Here is a 19,723-nt window from a genome sequence, read left to right as displayed (position 1 = left end):
AAAAAAGATGTCCGGCGCGGCGCCGCTCGAACGTCGTAGGGGCGAAGTACCTGCGAAGGAGAGAGGCATCATGAACGAGTTCTTGTTCTTGTTCCGCGGCGGTGACATGTCCGGATCTCCGGCCGAGATGCAGCAGCGCATGGAGAAGTGGTTCGCGTGGGCGAGGGAGCTCACGGAGAAGGGCCACCTCAAGCGTCCCGGCCAGCCCCTCGAGCCCACCGGCAAGCTCGTTCAGGGCAAGCAGAAGGTGGTCGTCGACGGGCCCTTTGCCGAGGCCAAGGACCTCATCGGCGGCTACATGGTCCTCGAGGCCGAGGATCTCGCGCACGCGGTCGAGCTCTCGAAGGGTTGCCCCGTCTTCGATGGCGGCGGGGCCGTCGAGGTGCGCCCGATCCTCAAGCTGAGCAGGTAGTGGATCCGGTCGACCCCGTCTTCCGGCGCGAGGCCGGGCGCATGCTCGCCACGCTGACGCGCCTCTTCGGGGTCCACAACCTCGCGCTGGCAGAGGACGTCGTGCAAGACGCCCTCTGCCGCGCGCTGGAGGTGTGGAACTTCCAGGGGGTGCCCGAGAACCCGGCCGCCTGGCTCATGGCGACGGCGAAGCACCGCGCGCTGGACGTCCTCCGGCGCGAGCGTACGGCACGCACCTTTGCGCCCGAACTCGCGCGGCTCATCGAGGGTGAGCAGGCGCTCGCGCCCGCGGTCGACGAGCTCTTCGGAGCGGCCGCGATCCGGGACGATCAGCTGCGCATGATGTTCTCGTGCTGCCATCCTCGCCTGCCGGAGGAGGCGCAGGTCGCGCTCGTGCTTCACATCCTCTGTGGCTTCAGCGTGAACGAGGTGGCGGGCGCCTTCCTCGCCACCGGGGCGGCGATCGAGAAGCGCATCTCGCGGGCGAAGAAGGTGCTCGCCGGCTCGATGCGGTTGTTCGATCTCACGGATGACGAGTTCTCTTCCCGCCTCTCGGCCGTTCGCCGCGTGCTTTACCTGCTCTTCAATGAGGGCTACCACGGCGCCTGCGCGAAGGAGGCGGTGCGAATCGAGCTCTGCCGGGAGGCGATGCGCCTCGCCGCGCTCCTCCTCGAACACCCCCTCTCGTCGACGCCCGCCACGCACGCGCTCGCCGCGCTGATGTGCCTCCACGCGGCGCGCCTGCCGGCGCGCGTCGACGCATCCGGCAACCTGATCCCGCTCGTCGACCAGGACCGGTCGCGGTGGGATCGGCAGCTCCTTTCGGAAGGGCAACGGCTCCACGATCTCTCGGCCACCGGGCCGGAGCTGACCGAGTACCACGTTGAGGCCGAGATCGCGGCCGTCCATGCGAGCGCTGCGCGCGCGGAGGATACGCGCTGGGGAGCTGTCGTGTCGCTCTACGACACGCTGATGGCGATCCGTCCTTCCCCGGTCGTCGCCCTCAACCGCGCCATCGCTGTTGCGCAGCACGAGGGCCCTGAGCGCGGGATCGAGGAGATCGACGCCATCGAGGGCCGCGATCGCCTCGCAGCCTACCCGTTCTATTTCGCCGCTCGTGGCGAGCTCGAGCTCCGCCGCGGGCGGCGCGAGATCGCGCGCGAGCACTTCCGAGCAGCGCTTGCGCTCGCCCGCAACGCGATGGAGCGCAGGTTCTTCGAGCAACGCCTGCGCGCGTGCGACGAGGGAGCGCCTTGACGCGCGCCGCGGCGGGCACGACGGGACAGGGAGGAGGCATGGCAGGAGCAACGAAGAGGCCGAAGAAGAGCACTCCGGCGGCCACGCTGCCGGGCGCCTCGCCGGCCTTCGAGCGGGTCGTCGCCGCGATGAGGGGTGGGGACGGGATCGAAGAGCCGAGCCCCTTGAAGCGGGCGTTCGGATCGAACGGCCTGAAGGTGAACGGCAAGCTCTTCGCGATGCTGGTCAGGGGGGCGTTCGTCGTGAAGCTGCCGAAGGACCGAGTTGACGCGCTCGTCGCCGCAGGCGCGGGGACCCACTTCGAGCCGGGCCCGGGAAGGTTGATGAGGGAGTGGATCGCGCTGCGAGGCGGCGAGGACGACTGGCTCGATCTCGCCCGAGAGGCGCTCGCGTTCGTCAAGGCCGGAGCACGGTGACCACGTCCATTCGCTAGCGCGCACCGGCGCCGGACGGACGCCCTCAACCTCGGTCGGTCGGACGCAGGTTCGGACGACCTCAACCTCGGTCGGTCCCAACGTAACCCCGGTCGGCCGGGGACCCAACCTCGGTCGGACGTCCACCGGCCGGGGGCCCAACCTCGGTCGGACGTCCACCATCGCCCTCAACCCGGGACACCACTCAATCCCGGACACCCTCAACCCCGGTCGGGTCGGACGCCCCAACCTCGGACACCCAACCTCGGTCGGACGGACGCCCAACCTCGGTCGGTCGGACGGACGCTCTCACCCCGTTGCGCGCGCTCGGAGGCCCAACCTCGGTCGGTCGGACGGACGAACGCCCTCAACCCCGTTGCGCGCCGGGCTCAATTCTCCTTGTGCGCCCCTCCTTTCCATGTAATGAACTAGTTCAGTGAACGCGTTCACTCAAAAGCCCGGCCGGCGCGACGCCCAGAAAGACGCGACGCGCGCCCGGATCCTCGAGGCCGCGCGCGACCACTTCGAGCGCCACGGCTTCGAGGCCGCCAACGTCCGCGCCATCGCCGCGGACGCGGGCGTCGCCGCCGGCACGGTCCTCCTCCACTTCGCCGACAAGCGCGACCTGCTCCACGCCGCGCTGTTCGACGACCTCGCCGCCACCGCGGCCGAGGCCATCCGCGACGAGGAGCCCGGCTCCCTCGAGCAGCGGCTCCACCGGCTCGGCGCCGCCTTCTTCGCGTACTACGCCCGCCGGCCGGCCTTGTCGAAGACGCTGCTCCGTGACGCGCTGTTCGCCGACCCGCCCTGGCAGGCCCGCTTCACCGAGCAGGTCGCCGCCGCGCACGGCCGCGTCGTCGAGCTCTTCAACGCCGCCCGCGCGCAGGGGGAGGTCGCCGACGACGCCGACCCCGCGCTCTTCGGCGTCGCCTTCTTCTCCTTCTACTACTTCGCGCTGATCGCGTGGGCCCAGGGCGCGCACCCGTCGCCCATCGCCCTGCTCGATCGGCTCATCGCTCAGCACCTCTGCGGCCTCCGCCCCGCAGCCAACGTCAGGAGGGCTCGATGACGTCATCCATCATGTTTCGCAGTCCAGAGGCGCGCGCGCGCATCGCGGCGTGGTTCGACAGGTTCCACGAGAAGCTCCCGATCCCGACCCGATCGCGCGAGATCTCGACCCGCTTCGGCGCCACGCACGTCCTCGTCGCCGGCCCCGAGAACGCCCCGCCGCTCGTCTGCCTGCACGGCGCGCTCGCCAGCTCCGCGCACCTCCTGCCCGAGCTCCGCCCGCTCCTCGCGAACTACCGTGTCCACGTCGTCGACGTCATCGGCCAGTCCGTCAAGAGCGCCGACGTCCGCCTGCCGATCGACGGGCCTGCCTACGCCGAGTGGCTCACCGACGTCCTCGACGCGCTCGGCCTCGCGCGCACCCACCTCCTCGGCGTGAGCTGGGGCGGCTTCGCGGCCCTGCGCATGGCCCAGGTCGCGCCCTCCCGCATCGACCGGCTCGTCCTGATCGTGCCGGCGGCCCTGGTGTCGGGTTCGGCGTGGCAAGGCCTCACCCGCATCGCGATCCCGATGGCCCTCTACCGCGCCTTCCCCTCGGAAGAGCGCCTCGCGCGCCTCGTCTCCGGGCTGTTCTCCACGCACGACGACATGTGGTGTTCCTACTTCGGCGACGCCGTGCGCAGCTACCGGCTCGATTTCCGCCCGCCGCCGCTCGCCACACCCGCGTCCCTCGCCGGGTTCACGCGGCCCGCGCTCGTGTTCGGCGCCGACGACGACGTGAGCTTCCCCGGCGCGAAGCTGCTCGCGCGCGCGAAGGAGCTCCTGCCGCACGCCCAGACCGAGCTGCTCGAGGGGTGCCGCCACTCGCCCCCCACCGACGACGCCTTCCGCGCGCGGCTTTGCGAGCGGATCTCGCGCTTCCTCGGGAGCGACGCCGCGCGTGACGCGGCCGACGTCGCGCCGCCCCCCGCGCCGCCCGGGCTCGCCGTGCCGGTCGCGTGACCCCGCGCTGCGCTCCCGCCGGCGAGCGCCCCTCAGTGCCCCGACACGTCGTCGACCTGCGCGAACGCCTCGACGAGGCGCTCGCGCGCCCGCGCCGACAGCGGCGGCGCCTCGATCGATCTCACGTTCTCCAGGAGGTGCTCCACGCTGCTCGTCCCCGACAGGATCACGTGCGCCCCGGGCTCGTCCCTGCAGAAGCGGTACGCCGCGTCCGGGAGCGACGAGGCGACCTCTCCTTCCAGGAGCCGGTCCAGCCCCTCATCGCCGAGCTCGGGCGACACCTTGCCCCGCGCCGCCAGGTCGGCGAGCAGCTCCCGCAGCCGATCGGGCCGGCTCAGCGCGCGCCGGACCGCGAACATGATCAGCGTCCCGATGTCCTTCGCCCGCGTCAGCGGGAACACCCGCGCTCGCGCCGACTGGTTCAAAAGGTTGAACCCGACCATCACGACGTCCCACACATCGTCGCGGAGCGCCTGATCGAGCATCGCGTGCGTCGGATCGGCGGCGAACGCCTCCGTGATACCCAGGAAGCGGATCTTGCCCTGCTCGCGCAGGCGCAGCAGCACGGGGACGATCCGCTCGCGCAGATCGGCGTACTGATTCGGCAGCACGCCGTGCAGATGGTAGACGTCGACGTGATCCGTGCCGAGCCGATCGAGGCTCGCATGCAGCGACGACACCACGTCTTCCGGCCGGAGCGGCGCCTCGAGGCGCGTCGTCTTCTTCGTCGAGAGCACCACGCGATCGCGCGGCACCTCGCGGAGCGCCTTGCCGATGAGCCCCTCGGTCCCGTACGCCTCCGCCGTGTCGATGAAGTTCACGCCGCGCTCGATGGCCGCACGGATGAGCCGGAGCGACTCGGCCTCCGCGATGCGCCCGGACCCGAGCCGGCTGTCGCCGCCCGCGCCCAGGCCGAGCACGCTGACCTCAAGGCCGGTCCGGCCCAGGATGATTCGATTCACGATCGTCCTCTCCCTCGATGAACGGTGATCTTCACGGCGCCCACGCCGGGCGCGGGCTCACTCCTTCGGGGCGACCTTCCACGACGTGAACCGCCGCTCGACGCGCATGAGCAGGTGATTGAACGTCAGCCCGAGCGCCGTGATCGTCAAGATCCCGACATACATGCTCGGGATCTGGAAATTGTATTGCGCGTAGATGATCAGGTATCCGAGCCCCGCCTTGGCCCCGATCATCTCCGCCGCGACGAGGACGAGCAGCGAATACGCGCCCGCCAGGCGGATACCCACGAAGATCGTCGGGACCGCGGCCGGCAGGATGACCTTGCGGAACAGCTGGAGCGGCGACAGCCCCATCGTGCGCGCCGACTTGATGAGCAGCGGATCGACCCCGCGCACCCCGCTGATCGTGTTGAGCAGGATCGGCCAGGTGCACGAGTAGATGACGAGCGCGATCTTCGAGGACTCCCCGATCCCGAGCAGCAGCAGGAACACGGGCAGGAGCGCGAGCGCCGCCGTGTTGCGCAGCACCTCGAGCAGCGGGTTCAGCGCGTCCGCCACGCCCTTGTACCACCCGATCGCGAGCCCGAGCGGCACGCCCACCGAGATCGCCAGCGTGAAGCCGACGAGAGAGCGCGACAGGCTCGCCTTGATGTGGCTCAGGAGCTGCCCGTTCTGGAGGAGCTGCCATCCGGTCGCCAGCACCTCGGACAGCGGCGGCAGGAACGCCCCCTCCACGAGGCCCACCCGCGGCGCCGTCTCCCACAGGGCGGCGACCGCGAGGAGGATCCCCGACCGCGCGACGGCGCGGCCGATCCACCGCGCCGCGTCGCCCACGAGCTGCCCTTGCTGCGACTCCTCGGGCAGCGGAATCGATTGCTCCAGGCTAGCCATTGACCGCCACCACGCCCGCCACAGGGCGGCTCTCCGCCGCGCGCTTCTGCCGCTTGCTCCGCTCCTGCTCCTCGGCCTTCAGCACCTCCTCGCGCAGCAGCGTCCAGATCTCGTGCCGCAGCCTCCCGAACTCCGGAGTCGACCGCGCGTCCTCATAGCCCCGGATCTCCTCCGGGATATCGATGACCCGCTTCACCCGGCCGGGCCGGGACGTCATGATCGCGACCCGCTGCCCGAGGAACACCGCCTCGTCGATGCTGTGCGTGATGAACAGGATCGTCTTGCGCGACTTCTCCCAGATCCGGAGCAGCTCGGCCTGCAGCGACTCGCGCGTCTGCGCGTCCAGCGCCGCGAACGGCTCGTCCATCATCAGCACCTCCGGGTCGTAGGCGAGGCTCCTCGCGATGGCCACCCGCTGCTTCATGCCGCCCGACAGCTCGTGCGGATACCGATCCTCGAAGCCGGAGAGGCTGACCAGATCCAGGTAATTCTGGGCGATCTCCTTGCGCCGGCTCTCCGGGATGCCCTTGGCCTCGAGCCCGAACTCGACGTTCTCGCGCGCCGTCCGCCACGGGAACAGCGCGTACTGCTGGAACACGATCCCTCGGTCGAGGGCCGGGCCCGTGATCGGCTTGCCGTCGAGCAGGAGCTTGCCGCTGCTCGGCTTCGACAGGCCGCCGAGCAGATCGATGAGCGTCGACTTGCCGCACCCGCTCGGCCCGACGAGGACCATCAGCTCGCCGGCCCTCACGTCGAGGTTGAGGTCCTCGATGGCCGTGAACCGCGCGCCCTCCTTGGTCCCCGCCGGCCCCTTGACGGCGAATGTCTTGCTCACGTTGTGGAACTGGATCTTGTTGCTCATGGCTCCTCCTGCTCCCGAACCTCGACGAGGGTGGGGCCCCTTCACGGACCGCCCTTCCAGAATGGGTTGAACTCGTTGGTGTACAGCTCGCTCCGCTGCACCTGCCCCTGCTTGAGCTCGCCGTCCCTCACCAGCCAGTCGATCCACACCTGGAACTCGCTCTCGGCGATGAGCCCCCCCTTGCCGGCCACGCCCGTGCTCCGCCAGTACCTCAGCGCCGACGCGTCCTCGTTCCGGGCCCTCTTCGCCACGATCTTCTCGAAGCGCGCCACGACCTCTTCCCTCGGCGTGGTCTGCGCCCACGCGATCGCCCTCGCCACGGCCTCGACGAACTTGCGCGTCGTCTTCGGGTTGTCGCGAATGAACTCCTTGGTGAGCACGTAACTGCCCGCGGTGAACGCGCCGAAGAGGTCGTGGTCCGTGAACAGCGGGTGGATCCCGCCCCGCTCCAGGGCCTTGTCGCGCAGGATGCCGCCGAGCGTCGCGACGTCCACCTGCCGCTGCCGGAGCGCGAGCTCGCCGTTGATGGGCGGGATGACCACCAGGGTCACCTGACTCACCTCCTCGCGGCTCAGCCCGTTCCGGAGCAGGTACTCCTTCAGGATGAACTCCGAGTGTGCGCCCAGCGTGTTGACCGCGATCTTCTTGCCGATGAGATCTCTCGGGCTCTTGATGGCGCTGTCGTCGAGGACGTAGAAGCCGCTCCACGTCTGCTGATCGACGCCGTAATACCCGATCACCGCCTGGATGGGCGCCCTGGCCGCGAACAGCTTGATCACGGCTCCGTTGAACGCCCCGCCAAAATCCGTGTCTCCCGTGACGACGGACTGGATATTGTGCGGTCCGCTGATGGAGCTGCCCACGAAGCTCAGCTTGATGGGCGCGAGGAAGCCTAGATCCTCGGCGAGCTCGGGGAACGTGACGCCCACCCCGCCCTCGTAACGGAGCTCCAGCGTCTCGAAGCCCTCGGCGTCGCCGCCGCTAGACGGCGTGGAGGACGCCCTGGAGCAACCGAGCGAGGCGAGCGCGAGCAGCAGCGCGGCGAGGCTCCGCCAGGCGATCTCAGCGAGGGAATGGCGGCCGTCGGGGGTGGGACGAAGAGGTCCAAACGCATTCGGAAAGTCAAGCCCATCCAGCATAGAACGACCGCAAATCCCGCAATCCCGTGCGCACCGTCGCACCGCGATGAGGCCCATTCAGGCGCGGTCGTGGAGCGCCATCCTCGACCGTTCCGGTGGTCTTCAGCGTTGAGCACGCCCCGTACCAAGCCTGAGCCGGCTCCCTAGACGCAAATCCGCTATAACAGATGGCGGCCTGCTGCTGGAGCAGCAGGCGCTTGCTCGGGGAGTGTTGCTACAGCAGCAATGGATCCGTCCGGAGGGGTCAGAGCAGCCCCGGAGGGCGTCCGATGGGGACGAATGGCAGTTATTTCGACGAGCGGGGAACGCCCGGGGTAAATTTCCACCCATGACCGCCGCCACCACGTCATGGGGAGAAGTCGACGCCGAGAAACTCGCGGGCAAACGCGCACGCCTCTTCGAGCGAGCGCCGGTCGCGATCGTCCAGTACGGCAAGGAGCTCACGATCGAGGACTGGAACGGCGCGGCCGAGCGCCTGCTCGGCCACGCGCGGAAGGAGGCGCTCGGCCAGCGCGTGGACGAGCTCCTGCCGGCCTCTGGCAGCCCCGACGCGTGGCCGCAGCTCCTCGCCGAGGACGGGGCGGCCCCCCGGGTGTGGAGCCACGTCAAGAAGGACGGCGCCGTGGTGAGCGTCGAGTGGCGCCACGAGCGCATCCTCGACGAGCACGGAGAGGTCATCGGCGTCGGCGTGTTTGGCCAGGACGTGACGGAGCGGACCGAGCAGGCCCGTCGCCACCATCAGAGAGAGGTGATCCTGCAGGCCATCACGCAGTCGCTCCCGATCATCGTCTGGGCCGTTGACCGCGAGGGGATCTTCACGTGCCACGAGGGCAAGGCGCTCGAGGGCATCGGGCTCCAGCAAGGCGCACACATCGGCAAGAACGTGTTCGACCTCTACGCGAGCAACCCGCACGGGTGCGAGATGCTGCGGCGGGCGCTCGCGGGAGAAGCGAGCCATTCGGAGTCGCTGACGCACGGGGTGTTCTGGGACAACTGGGAGGTCCCCATGCGCGACGAGCAGGGAGAGGTGTTCTCGGTCGTCGGCTTCACCCTCGATATCAGCAAGCCAAAGAACACCGAGCAGGAGCTCCGGTCCAGGCTGGAGCTCATCGAGCGGCAACAGCGGGTCATCCGCGACCTGTCGACTCCCATCATCCAGGTGTGGGAGGGCGTGCTGACCCTGCCGATGATCGGCGTGCTCGACAGCGCCAGGACAGCGGAGGTGATGGATACCCTGCTCGAGGCGATCGTCCGCACAGGCTCGCGCTTCGCCATCCTCGATCTCACCGGCGTCGAGCTGGTCGACACGAAGACCGCGAGCTACCTCCTCGATCTCGTCGGCGCGATCCGGCTGCTCGGCGCCGAGGGCATCGTCACGGGCATCCGGTCGAACGTCGCCCAGACCATCGTCAGCCTCGGGCTCGATCTGGCCAACATCACCACCCTCGGGAACCTCCGGGCGGCGCTCCAGTACTGCATCCGTCAGATGAGCAAGGAGCGCGCGGCCGGCGCGGCGCACGCTTCGCTCCAGGGCGCTGCTCCGCGGCCCATGTGACAGCGCCGCGTGGACGACCGCTCCGGCGCGGCGCTCCCTCGGCTCCCCTGCGATCCCGCACGATCGCCGCGCTGGCTCACGGCTTCCGCGCCGTCGGCTTCGACGTCTCCGCGGCCCCCATCGCCTTGGCCAGCGCATCGACGACGACGCGGACCGCGGCGCGCGCGGGCGCCGCGTAGACCGCGAAGCTGGCGCGCTTCGAGGTGCCGTACTCCGGCAGCACGCGCCGCAGCGCGCCGCTCTCGAGCTGATCCTGAACGACGTAATCGGGGAGGTTCGCCAGGCCGACGCCGGCGACCGCGGCGTCACGCAGCGTGATCGTGTCGCTGGTGCGGAACGTGCCGCTCACCGGGACGACGCGCTCGCCCTCGGGGCCCACGAGCGTCCACCGGGCGACAGGCTCGAGGTTGAGCGTGATGCAGTCGTGGTCAGCCAGGTCCTCGAGGCAGCGCGGCGTCCCGTGGCGCCGCAGGTACCGCGGGCTCGCGCAGAGCACGCGCAGGTCGTCGGCGAGCCGCCGCGCGACGAGGGAAGCAGGGGAGATCTCGGCGGCCAGGCGCACCGCCACGTCGACGCGCTCGGCCACCAGATCGACGATGCGGTCGGTGAGGTCGAGATCGATGCGAAGCTCCGGGTACTTCGCGCGACAGGCAAGCACCGCGGGCGCGACGCGGATCGAGCCGAGGACCGTGGGCGCCGAGATGCGCAGCGTCCCGCGCGGCGTCCCGTCGAGATCCACGACTGCCCGCTGCGCCTCCTCGACGTCCGAGAGGATCCGGCCTGCGCGCTCGGCGTACAGGTTCCCCGCCTCCGTGAGGCTCACGCGGCGCGTGGTGCGCCGGAGGAGCTGCGCGCCGAGGCGCTCCTCCAGCCGCGCGACCTGCTTGCTCACCGACGACGACGTGAGCCCGAGCGCCCTCGCCGCCGCCGAGAAGCTCTGCCGCCGCGCGACCTCGAGGAACGCCCTCATCTCGTCCAGGTGACCGCCCAGCGGATCCATCCCATTTGTTCCTTCCGCGACGCAATCCTCGTCGGCCGACCAGGATTATCACGCGCGTGCTCCAGATCTAGTTTCCTGGAGCGCGAGGCGACCGCCTCGCCGCGAAGGAGGCATTCATGCTCACGCAGGCTCGCGGGCACACGGGCGTCGCGCTGCTGCTCTTCATCCTGGCCGCCACCCTGGTCGCAGATCGGCTCGCGGCGACGCCCCCGGCGCAGGGCGGGTCGACCCCGCCGAGCGCGCGGTACGACCTCGCGCAGATCGACCCGCGGGGCCGCGCGAACGGCGGGCCGGTCGCCGCCGGCGCTTCGGCGGCGGCTCACGCCACCCGATCGATCGCCCCCTCCACGCCTTCCTGCTTGGAACAGTGCGCACAGCAGTAGAACGCCCCGCCGGCCTCGATGCCGTGCCCCACGATGCGGCAGGCGCAGTGGGCGCACACGGGCGCGAGCTTGTGAATCGCGCACTCGAAGCAATCGAAGGTGTAGTTCGTGCCGCCCACCATGACCTGGAAGGCCTTGTCGTAGCTGTTGCCGCAGCAATCACACGTGTTCATGGAAACCTCTCGACGGTTGGGTGATGACGTCACACCGCCGACCGAGCGCGGCCGGCTCTCGTGAACGCGCCGGGCCGCTCGGTCGGCCGGTCCGACGCCGGAGGATCCTTGATCTCCGGAGGCCGCTCTCCGGGCTCGGGAGGAGGGGGTGGGGGATCCCGGCGCACAGGTTCGTGCGGATCGGGATCCCCTCGGGGAGGCTCGGTCGGCGCTGGATCCCGCGCCGGCGGGCCCTGCTCGGGCTCGCCGACCGGCGCGGGGCGGGGTGTCCCCCGGGACGGGGGCGGGTTCACTGGCATCGATGGTCCTCTCCCTCGCGCGTCCTCTCCTGAGCTCGTATTGACGCGGTGCAAACAGGGCTGCACGAAGCGCGCCAGAAGCGGTCGCGAGCAGAGCGACTCGGCAGGGCGACGTGATGCGCCCATTGCGGCTCGCCGAGGGGCGCGAGGGCGCGCATTCCTGTCACAGTGAGGCGTCGCTGTATCGTCCCGGGATGGCGAGGGGCCCGCGATCGCTGGGGCGGGCGCTCGCCGCAGGGACGCGCGCTCGCAGCGGGGGCCCGTCCCGAACACGCGCGCGGGGCGAGCGCGTCGAGCGAGCAGGAGCGGAGCCGATGGGCCCGCCCGCCGACCGTCAGCGCTTCACTTCGGGAGGAAATCGAGGATCTGCCCGAGCGCCTTGGTGAAGCTCGCCGCTTCCAGCACGTCGGGCAGCACAAGCACGCCGAGCACGCTGAGGCCGATGCCCATCAACGAGCCTCCGGCGATCACGCCTGCGCAGATGGCCTCGGTGTTCTGCGCGGCGAGCGCGTACCAGGGCCGCGCGGGCGGCCCGTCCGCGCGCCCGCCGGGCGCCGTCTCGGAGAGCCGTGTCTCCTGCTCGCGCTTCTTGTGCCAGAGCGCGGCGCGCCGCTCGAGCAGCCAGAAGAGGAACGAGCCGAGGAACATCGACCAGATATCGGTGAAGTTGAGGATGAACGCGAGCCCCAGGGCGACCGCGGAGAGGGGGAATCGGTTCTTCGTGACCTGCCTCGTGATCTCGACAAGGATCCCGACGATCGCCCCGACCACCACCGCGGACTTGGCGGTCGGGTGGAGGAAATCGAGCCCCTTCATCAGCACCTCGGCGACGGCCTTCCACGTGAGCGCGCTCGGGACCGGCAGCCGCTCCGTCCCGTAGCGGCCGATGTCGCCCTGGATGAGCACGAGGTACCAGACAGGCACCGAGAGCACGAGCCCTGAGACCGTCCCGAGCACGTGCCCCATCGCCTGGTGGCGCGGCTTGCCGCCGAGCATGTAGCCCGGCTTGATATCCATCAGCAGGTTCGCGGTGTTGCTCGCGACCTCGGCGGTGATCCCGGCCGTCATCAGGTTCGTCGTGATGTTCTTCGGCGCGAGGGCGCCGTAGGTGAGCTGCGTCAGCTTGCCGAGCGCCCCGGTCGGGGTGATCGCCGTGATACCCGTCGAGTTGACCGCGATGAGCGAGAAGATGAAGACGAGCGGGATCGCGAGCGCCCCGAGCCACCAGGAGATCCCGAACCAGAGCTCCCCGAGCACCACGATCACAGCGCCGACGACGGGTATGCCGATGATCGACAGCTTCACCGGAAGCTCGATGTCCGCGAGCACGTCGGTCGCTCCGCCCTTCTTGGTGAGGCCCTTGAACGCGTCGAGGATCACCTTGGGCTTGGAGAAGAAGGCGTAGAGTGAGGACGTCGTCATGCACGCGACGCCGCCCCACAGCGCCCAGAGGGTGATCGCCCCGAACCCGAAATGCCCGTTCTTCGGCAGGATGATCCCGCGCTCGATCAGCAGAGGGGCGAGGATCCAGTAGTTGAGGATCCCGCCGAGGAGGAGCGACACGCCGGTCCGGATGCCCATCAGGCCGCCCGTGGCGACGAAGATGATGCTCGTGTCGAACCGGATGGTGAGCTCGTTCAGGGGGGTGCCGCGGATGGCCGGCGAGAGGCCCCAGCGCTTGAGCAGATCGGCGAAGCGCCCGCCATAGAGGAACTCATCGTAGTAGTGCGGGATGTTCTTCAGTGCGAAGAGCGCGCGCATCACCTTGTCGTCGCGGAGGAGCTCGAGCGCGGCGCTCAGGAGGCCGCCGCCGAGGAGGAGCTTCGCCTTGAAGAGGCCCTCCTTCTCGTCGCTCTCGTGCAGCGCGTCCATGACGACGCCGGCGGCCATCCCCTCGGGGAACGGCTGCTGCTCGTCGTTGATGAAGCGCTTCTTCATCGGGAAGGCGAAGAGCACGCCGAGGATGGCAAGGACGAACATCCAGATCATCGCCTGGCCCATGGGGATGATCGTCGTCGTGACCATCGAGTAGGCCGCGAGGCTCGTGAAGAGCGGCGCGTTCATGTATCCGGCCGACGTCGCGATGGACTGCATCGCGTTGTTCTCGAGCACGGTCATGTCGCTGCCGAGGCCGAGCCTGGAGAGCACCTTGAAGAGCCCGAATGCCAGGATCACGCTCGTGATCCCGACGCCGAGCGACCAGCCGGTGCGCGCGCCGATGTACAGGTTCGTGAGCGACAGGAACGCGCCGAGGAGCATGCCCGTGATCGCCGAGCGCCACGTGAGCTGGGGCATGTCGCCGCGGTAGACGTTCTTCAGCCACCATGTGTCCTTCTCTTCGAGCGACATGGTGTGGACCTGCTCTGGCGTGAGCTGTTTGATGGCCATTGCGCGGCGACCTCCTCGCACCTTGTACCATGGTGGGCGACGCGCCGTGCATCTCTTCGGCGAGCGCTGGCGGCGCAGATGTCGCCGATTCCCCGTTCGCCGTAGCTCCCGCGCGCCCATCGCCGATCCCGGCGAACCCATGCTGCGACGGAATTGCTGGCCCCGTGTCACGAGGCTCGCGCCCGTCGGCGCCGTTCGCGGGCCCGGCCGGAGGCTGTCTCACCTCCGTGGAGCGCTCCTGTCTACCTCGACACCATCATTGCTCACCCATCGCATCCGCCAATCTGAGTCGAGCCGCCCGCGCGAACCGGGGTCGGGCTGTGCTAACGTCCGGTCGAGTCGGCGCCCATCATCCGATCCGAGAGGACCTCTTCGTGACCACCACGACGTACGCCGTCACCGTGCCCGACTGCGGGCCTGCCGATGTGACCGTCGCTGCCCACGGCGAGGGGCGGCCGATCCTGCTGCTGCACGGCGGCGCCGGCCCTCAGTCGGTGGACCGCTTCGCCCAGACCCTCTCCAGGCGCGAACACGCCCGGGTGATCGCGCCCACCCACCCCGGCTTTCGCGGCACCCCCCGACCGGAATGGCTGGACAGCATCCCCGCACTCGCCCGGCTCTACGGCGCCCTGCTCGATCAGCTCGACCTCACCGAGGTCACCGTCGTCGGCAACTCCATCGGCGGCTGGATCGCCGCCGAGCTCGCGCTGCTTGGCAGCCACCGCATCCACAGCATCGTCCTCGTCGATGCCGTCGGTATCCACGTCGCCGACCAGCCCGTCGCCGACGTGTTCAGCTTGCCCAAGGGCCAGCTCGCCGAGCGTAGCTACCACAACCCTGCGCCCTTCCGCATCGACGTGTCCCGCCTCAGCGAGGCCCAGCGCGCCGCCATGGAGGCCTCGATCGCCAGCAACTTCGCCGCCCTGCGCATCTACGGCGGCAGCATGACGGACCCGACCCTGCGCTCCCGGCTGTCCGCGATCACCCTGCCCACCCTCATCGTCTGGGGCGACAGTGACCGCATCAGCACGCCCGACTATGGCCGCGCTTACGCCGCGGCCATCCCCGGCGCCCGCTTCGAGCTTCTCGCCGACACTGGCCACCTCCCGCAGATCGAGAACCCCGAAGCGTTGCTCGCCCTGGTCTGGAACTTCGCCGTCACCCACGCCACGAGGAAGCCGGGGGTCCCGTGCTAGAAAGGGCCCATGACGAAGTATCAGTTCACCAACTACCGCAAGATCGACGGCGCCGATTACAAGGACAAGCGCGTCTGGGCGGGCCCGTGGTTGAAGGCCGAGCAGTTCCGTGATCATGAGGTCGCGCAGCTGCGCGCCGTGCTGAAGGAGTACGGGATCAAGGGCGACGACCCGTTCGCGATCCCCTGCGGCAAGTTCGATGGTCTGGCCGAGGTGCCGCTCGAGCGCTGGACGGTGACCGAGGGCGGCAAGCCCGTCTTCGACGTGTGGAATTACACCGATAGCGGTACCGTCTTCCACCACGGCGGCACCGACATCGTTGGTGTCTTCGTCCAGTTCGGTGGTGAGTTCGAGGACGAGGCGCTCGCCGCCGCGCTCGAGGCCAGTCGCAAGGCCGCCAAGGCGGCTGATCCGAGCGCGTCGCTCCCGCACAGCTTCACCTGAGGTGAGGACGCCTCCCTCCCGGAAAAGCGACACGGGTTCAACAACCTATCTATTCATCGAAGGGGCCGCGTTCGCTCCACAGCCTGCGGGCGTCATGGCGACGATGACGGTGCTTCGCTGGACGGGTACGAAGAAGGCAGGAGGCGACCGACTGCCGATCGCGCCGAGCGGCGCTCTAGCGGCGCCGCCGCTGCTCGGCGACCGCCGCCGCGGCCTCCGCCTCAGCCTCCGCCTCCGCCTGGACGGCGACGTTGTCCGGCAGCGGCAGCGCCTGAACCGCAGGGAACCGCGCGCCGAACACGCCAGCGCCCGCGTCGACCGGCGCCATGCGCTCGCTCGTGGTCCGTGCGTCGAGCTCGACGATCCGGTTCACCGTGCGCTGCATGGCGATGGCGACGAACAGCCAGGTGATCGGGCCGGCCAGGAGCTGGATGTACGGGATGACGCTCGCCACACACGCCGCGATGACCAGGCCCCGCGGCACGCCGTCGGGCATGCCCCGCAGGCGGCACTGCAGGTTCACGCGATCACAGAGCCGGAGGCCGTTCCAGAAGACCCAGTAGTAGTTGAAGTACGGGGCGAAGTGCAGGCCGATGGCCTTCCCCACGGTGGGATCGTCGCGCTCCGCCCGGGGCAGCTGGGCGTGCATCGCGTTGAAGCGGACGAACGACACGATTCCGAACGTCACGACGTGCAGCAGCGCCGTGGCCCACACCGGAAACGCCTCGAGCTGGTGCCGCGCGAGCGCGACCCGCTCGCCGGCACCCAGCCAGGCCACGCCGCCGCGGTACGTGTTGGAGGCAACAGGCTGCCCGCCGACGCGCTGCGCCAGCAGCGCGTGACGCATGGCCTCGTTCTGCCGGCGCAGGCGCTCGTTCTCGGCCTGCACGTCGTCGAGCTTGTCCGCGAGCGCGTCTCGATCGGAACGGAACACGGGGCAAGTATAGCGCCCCGCCCGGGCCCAGCAGGCCGAAGCGGAGGGCCGAGCGAGCGTTCAGGCCCCGATGGCGCGCGCGACATGGAGCGCCGTGGCGCTCTCGGCGCAGGTCAAATGGGGTATCAGTCGCCGTCTCGGCCGCTGCCGGCGAATCCCTCTTCCCGGCGCGCGAAGAGGACATTGAACGTCGTGAGCGTCCCGTAACAGCCTGTGATGTACGCCTGGAGCTGAACCTTCTCGGCGTCGCTCAGCCCCTCGTGGGCGTTGATCTTCTGCTCCAGCACGCGCAGCTTGTCGCGGAGCATCACGATCTTGTGGAAGAACACGTCGAGCGGGATGCGCTTCTCGGCCGTGCCCTCCTTCCCGGGCCGGAGCACGATCTCCCCGCCTTCCCAGCGGCCGCCCAGCTCCGCGCGGCCGACGCCGAGCTCCTCGGACAGCACCTCGCGCAGCACACGGCGGAACTCGTCGATATCCATGTCGATGTCGATCTCCCTTGGCAGCGGCGAACGGAAGGGCTGCGGCGCCGCGCTCGGCCGGCGCTCCGGCGACGGGGCGCGCTCGGGCGCCCGCGGCCTGGCGCCAGAGCCGCGCGGCTGGCCCGCCGCCCGGGGTGGCGGTGGCGGAGGAGGCGCGCCCTTGGCACGGTAACGGGCGCACGTCGCTGTCGCCTTGATCGGCGGCGGGTACACCTCGAGGGCGCACTCGCCGACGCGGCCGCGCGCTGGATCGTCGTGCGCCCGGGTGAATGCCGCGCAGCTGCCGCACCGACCCGCGTAATCGTTCACTGCGGCGGGACTGTACCAGCTTTGCGGCTGTCGGGGAGCGCCTTGTCGACGCACGGAGGGGCCTGCCAGCGACGCCGCGATCCGGCCCGGATGCCCGCGCCCGCCTGTCGCAGCAAGGGCGAGCCCGCCGCCGTTCGGCTACCATGGTTCGCCGTGCGTGCCCCGGCCCTGCTCCCCGCCCTCGTCTCCGCCGCCGCCCTCGCTGCCTGCGCCGTCGAGCCGCCGCCACGCGCGCCGGCCACCACTCCGGCCGCCGCGCCACCGCCGCCAGCCGCGGCGCCCTCGCCCGCTGCCGGGCCGGAGCCGGCGGCCGCGCAAGCGCCGCTCGAGTTCATCCACGACGACGTGCCTCGGGCGCGCGAGAAGGCCCGGACCGAGGGCAAGGCGCTGTTCGTCGATGCGTGGGCGCCGTGGTGCCACACCTGCCTGAGCATGAAGCACTACGTGCTGACCGATCCGTCGCTGCGCCCGTTCGCCGATCGGGTGGTGTTCGCGGACGTCGACACGGATCGACCGGAGAGCGCGCCGTTCCTGGAGCGGCACGAGGTGACGGTGTGGCCGACGTTCTTCGTCCTCGAGCCGGCGGGCGGCGAGGTGATCGGGCTCTGGCGGGGCGCCGCCTCGGTCGAGGAGCTGCGCGAGCTGATCCGGGAGGCGCTGCTCGCGATGGATTCCAAGGCTGCGTCGGCGCTGCCCGCGGACGATCCGAACCGCCTGCTTGTCGAGGCGAAGCGGGCCCACAGCGCCGGTGACCACGCCGCGGCGGTGTCCGCCTACCGGCGCGCCCTGGCCCGCGGCGGAGAGGTCTGGCCGCGGCGCAGCGAGGCGCTGCTCGGCCTCCTGGCGGCGCTCTACCGCAAGAAGGACGCCGCGGCGTGCGTGGAGCTTGGCAGCGCGCACGTCGGCGAGGTGAAGGGCGCGGCGCTGCCCGCCGATTTCGCGAGCGTCCTGCTCTCCTGCGCGGCCGCGCTCCCCGGCGGCAAGGCCCAGCAGGCCGCGCGCGAGGCGGCGGTCGCCCGGCTTCGGTCGATCGTCGCGAGCCCGCCCGCGGACGCGAGCGCGGACGACAGGGCCGACGCGTGGGGCCTGCTCGCCGAGGGGCTCGAGGCGCTCGGCGACGCGGGCGGGGCCCGCGCTGCGAGCGAGTCGAAGCTCGCCGTGCTGGAGCGGGCCGCGAAGGAGGCGAAGACGCCCGAGGCGGCCGCCGCGTACGATTACGGGCGCGCCATGGCGTATATCGCGCTCGGCCGCGGCGAGGAGGCGGTCGCGATGCTCACGCAGCGCGAGGCGCAGATGCCTGCCTCGTACGAGCCGCCCGCGCGGCTCGCGCAGGTGCTCCACGCGATGGGCCGCGAGGCGGAGGCGCTCGCCGCGGTGGAGCGCGCCATCGGCCGCGCCTATGGCCCGCGCCGGCTGCGCTTCCTGAAGCTCCGCGCGGAGATCCAGCAGCGGCTCGGGCGGAGCGCGGAGCAGATCGCCACGCTGCGCGAGGAGGTGGCCGGCTACGAGGCGCTCCCGAAGGGCCACGCCAGCCAGGCGGCCCTGGACGACGCGCGGCGGCGGCTCGACGAGGCGGAGAAGGCCCAGCGGGGCGGGAAGAAGCGCTGACGGAGGCTTCCGGCGTCAGCGCCGCGCGCCCGGCCGAGCCGGCGGCCAGGCACTGCGACGTGGGCTGCCTCCGTCGCGCTGCGCCTGGTGAGCCGCTGCGGTTATCGGCACCCCTTGTCGACGGCCACGCCGCTCGCGCGGAGATCGGCGGTCGCGGGCTCCTCCGGGAACGTGACTGTGATGTCCACGTCGAGGGTGCACGGTGCGGACGTTCCTGGCGAGAGATCCATCGTCAGGGTCCCTTTGGCGCCCGTCGCGCGCACGCCCTCTCCGCTGGGCATCGTATCGCCCGGCGCGCAGCCGGCCGCCCCCTTGCTCATCACAATGCGCGACACGTTCCAGCTCTCCGGGAGGGTGACGATCTCGAGGCCCGGCCCGGGCTCGACCGGCGCGTCGGCATAGAGGATCACGCACCGGTCCGCCTCCAGCTCGGCTTTGTAGAGGATGAGGTGATCGAGCCCGCCGGGCCAGAAGGTCGCGGTGTAATTGCCCACCTCGGGCTTGCTGCATGAGGTGCTCGCCGAGACATCCACCCCGGCCTGCTGCGCAGCGCACGCATTGCAATAGAACTGGTGATCGCACCCGCAGACGCCCGGGCAGTCCTCCGGGCAGCCCCCGGGCCGGGGGGTGCACCGGCCTATGGTATCGAACGTTCCGCACGAGTCGTCGGGGAAGTCGCAGAAGTCCTCCTCGCCGCAGATCCCGCCGCTTCGCCCTCCGCACGCGAGCGGTGTCCCGCCGCTCGAGGTCGAGCCGGCGGAGCCGCCAGCACCGCCGGTGCTGCTGCTGTCGCCGGTGTCGCCAGCGCCGGCGGTGCCACCAGCGCCGCCGCTGCCGGACGGCATATCGACCGTGCCGCCGCAGAGGTTGCGAAAGTCGTCGGTGCTGCCGCTCGACGGGATCTCGACCGTGCCGCTGCAGGCAGTGAGAAAAAGCCCGAAGAGAAGCGAGGATGGGCGTGCGTGACTCATGCGCGCAGTATGCCACGCGCGGCCGCCCGCCAAGCG

At 70.4% G+C, this 19,723-nt stretch carries 19 protein-coding genes; 9 read left to right on the top strand and 10 right to left on the bottom strand.

The genetic code is table 11. The annotated features are described in order from the left end of the window. Nucleotides 1–70 precede the first annotated feature (70 nt). From WME79_RS26795 to WME79_RS26775, 5 genes are all read left to right on the top strand, one after another. Nucleotides 71–412 carry a YciI family protein gene (locus WME79_RS26795; protein WP_437520395.1) on the top strand — a complete coding sequence of 114 codons (342 nt, stop codon included), beginning with the start codon at nucleotides 71–73 and terminating at the stop codon, nucleotides 410–412. Then, nucleotides 412–1,668 carry an RNA polymerase sigma factor gene (locus WME79_RS26790; protein WP_437520394.1) on the top strand — a complete coding sequence of 419 codons (1,257 nt, stop codon included), beginning with the start codon at nucleotides 412–414 and terminating at the stop codon, nucleotides 1,666–1,668. Before WME79_RS26795 ends, WME79_RS26790 begins: the two co-directional genes overlap by 1 nt. 38 nt (nucleotides 1,669–1,706) lie before the next feature. Continuing rightward, the gene (locus tag WME79_RS26785) at nucleotides 1,707–2,084 is read left to right on the top strand and encodes a hypothetical protein (protein ID WP_437520392.1); all 378 of its coding nucleotides are present in this window, start codon (nucleotides 1,707–1,709) and stop codon (nucleotides 2,082–2,084) included. A gap of 433 nt (nucleotides 2,085–2,517) precedes the next feature. After that, nucleotides 2,518–3,150, top strand: coding sequence for a TetR/AcrR family transcriptional regulator (locus WME79_RS26780; RefSeq protein WP_437520391.1), 633 nt, complete (start codon nucleotides 2,518–2,520; stop codon nucleotides 3,148–3,150). Next, the gene (locus tag WME79_RS26775; protein ID WP_437520389.1) at nucleotides 3,147–4,091 is read left to right on the top strand and encodes an alpha/beta fold hydrolase; all 945 of its coding nucleotides are present in this window, start codon (nucleotides 3,147–3,149) and stop codon (nucleotides 4,089–4,091) included. The genes WME79_RS26780 and WME79_RS26775 overlap by 4 nt, the downstream gene beginning before the upstream one ends. Nucleotides 4,092–4,123: 32 nt before the next feature. Here the strand turns inward: WME79_RS26775 and WME79_RS26770 are convergent, their stop codons facing one another. Genes WME79_RS26770 through WME79_RS26755 form a run of 4 tightly spaced genes read right to left on the bottom strand, consistent with a single transcriptional unit; the run spans nucleotide 4,124 to nucleotide 7,945 of the window. After that, nucleotides 4,124–5,053 carry an aldo/keto reductase gene (locus WME79_RS26770; RefSeq protein WP_437520387.1) on the bottom strand — a complete coding sequence of 310 codons (930 nt, stop codon included), beginning with the start codon at nucleotides 5,051–5,053 and terminating at the stop codon, nucleotides 4,124–4,126. A 57-nt stretch (nucleotides 5,054–5,110) separates the two neighbouring features. Beyond that, nucleotides 5,111–5,944, bottom strand: a complete 834-nt coding sequence (locus tag WME79_RS26765; RefSeq protein ID WP_437520385.1) for an ABC transporter permease — start codon at nucleotides 5,942–5,944, stop codon at nucleotides 5,111–5,113. Next, nucleotides 5,937–6,806: an ABC transporter ATP-binding protein gene (locus WME79_RS26760; RefSeq protein ID WP_437520383.1), complete on the bottom strand. Its 870-nt coding sequence runs from the start codon at nucleotides 6,804–6,806 to the stop codon at nucleotides 5,937–5,939. Before WME79_RS26760 ends, WME79_RS26765 begins: the two co-directional genes overlap by 8 nt. A 41-nt stretch (nucleotides 6,807–6,847) precedes the next feature. Further along, the gene (locus WME79_RS26755; RefSeq protein WP_437520382.1) at nucleotides 6,848–7,945 is read right to left on the bottom strand and encodes an ABC transporter substrate-binding protein; all 1,098 of its coding nucleotides are present in this window, start codon (nucleotides 7,943–7,945) and stop codon (nucleotides 6,848–6,850) included. 328 nt (nucleotides 7,946–8,273) lie between these two features. Between WME79_RS26755 and WME79_RS26750 the strand changes: the two genes are divergently transcribed. Then, nucleotides 8,274–9,500: a PAS domain S-box protein gene (locus WME79_RS26750; RefSeq protein ID WP_437520380.1), complete on the top strand. Its 1,227-nt coding sequence runs from the start codon at nucleotides 8,274–8,276 to the stop codon at nucleotides 9,498–9,500. Between the two features lie 76 nt (nucleotides 9,501–9,576). On the opposite strand, the gene WME79_RS26745 is transcribed toward WME79_RS26750, so the two are convergent. The 3 genes from WME79_RS26745 to WME79_RS26735 all read right to left on the bottom strand — a co-directional run bounded on the left by WME79_RS26745 (nucleotide 9,577) and on the right by WME79_RS26735 (nucleotide 13,743). After that, a complete protein-coding gene (locus WME79_RS26745; protein ID WP_437520378.1) occupies nucleotides 9,577–10,500 on the bottom strand; it encodes a LysR substrate-binding domain-containing protein in 924 nt (307 codons plus the stop codon). A 319-nt stretch (nucleotides 10,501–10,819) separates the two neighbouring features. Continuing rightward, nucleotides 10,820–11,056: a hypothetical protein gene (locus WME79_RS26740; RefSeq protein ID WP_437520376.1), complete on the bottom strand. Its 237-nt coding sequence runs from the start codon at nucleotides 11,054–11,056 to the stop codon at nucleotides 10,820–10,822. A gap of 641 nt (nucleotides 11,057–11,697) precedes the next feature. Continuing rightward, complete coding sequence (locus WME79_RS26735; RefSeq protein WP_437520374.1) at nucleotides 11,698–13,743, bottom strand: OPT family oligopeptide transporter; 2,046 nt, start codon at nucleotides 13,741–13,743, stop codon at nucleotides 11,698–11,700. 374 nt (nucleotides 13,744–14,117) lie between these two features. Here WME79_RS26735 and WME79_RS26730 point away from each other — a divergent pair, with 374 nt between their 5' ends. Both WME79_RS26730 and WME79_RS26725 read left to right on the top strand, forming a co-directional pair. After that, nucleotides 14,118–14,939 (top strand): alpha/beta fold hydrolase, encoded by an 822-nt coding sequence (locus WME79_RS26730; RefSeq protein ID WP_437520372.1) that lies wholly within the window; start codon nucleotides 14,118–14,120, stop codon nucleotides 14,937–14,939. A gap of 9 nt (nucleotides 14,940–14,948) precedes the next feature. Next, on the top strand, nucleotides 14,949–15,383 hold the full coding sequence (locus WME79_RS26725; protein WP_437520370.1) for a hypothetical protein: 435 nt from the start codon (nucleotides 14,949–14,951) through the stop codon (nucleotides 15,381–15,383). A 175-nt stretch (nucleotides 15,384–15,558) separates the two neighbouring features. On the opposite strand, the gene WME79_RS26720 is transcribed toward WME79_RS26725, so the two are convergent. Further along, complete coding sequence (locus WME79_RS26720) at nucleotides 15,559–16,317, bottom strand: hypothetical protein (RefSeq protein WP_437520369.1); 759 nt, start codon at nucleotides 16,315–16,317, stop codon at nucleotides 15,559–15,561. Nucleotides 16,318–16,442: 125 nt separating this feature from the next. Next, a complete protein-coding gene (locus WME79_RS26715; RefSeq protein ID WP_437520367.1) occupies nucleotides 16,443–17,108 on the bottom strand; it encodes a hypothetical protein in 666 nt (221 codons plus the stop codon). Nucleotides 17,109–17,261: 153 nt separating this feature from the next. Between WME79_RS26715 and WME79_RS26710 the strand changes: the two genes are divergently transcribed. Further along, the gene (locus tag WME79_RS26710) at nucleotides 17,262–18,716 is read left to right on the top strand and encodes a thioredoxin family protein (RefSeq protein WP_437520365.1); all 1,455 of its coding nucleotides are present in this window, start codon (nucleotides 17,262–17,264) and stop codon (nucleotides 18,714–18,716) included. A 101-nt stretch (nucleotides 18,717–18,817) separates the two neighbouring features. Here the strand turns inward: WME79_RS26710 and WME79_RS26705 are convergent, their stop codons facing one another. After that, nucleotides 18,818–19,687, bottom strand: coding sequence for a hypothetical protein (locus tag WME79_RS26705; RefSeq protein ID WP_437520363.1), 870 nt, complete (start codon nucleotides 19,685–19,687; stop codon nucleotides 18,818–18,820). Between the last annotated feature and the right edge of the window lie 36 nt (nucleotides 19,688–19,723).

The sequence above is a fragment of the Sorangium sp. So ce726 genome (genome assembly GCF_051521405.1).
Lineage (GTDB): Bacteria > Myxococcota_A > Polyangia > Polyangiales > Polyangiaceae > Sorangium.
The sequence above is the reverse complement of the archived record's forward strand: the minus strand, read 5'-3'. Positions and strand labels throughout refer to the sequence as shown.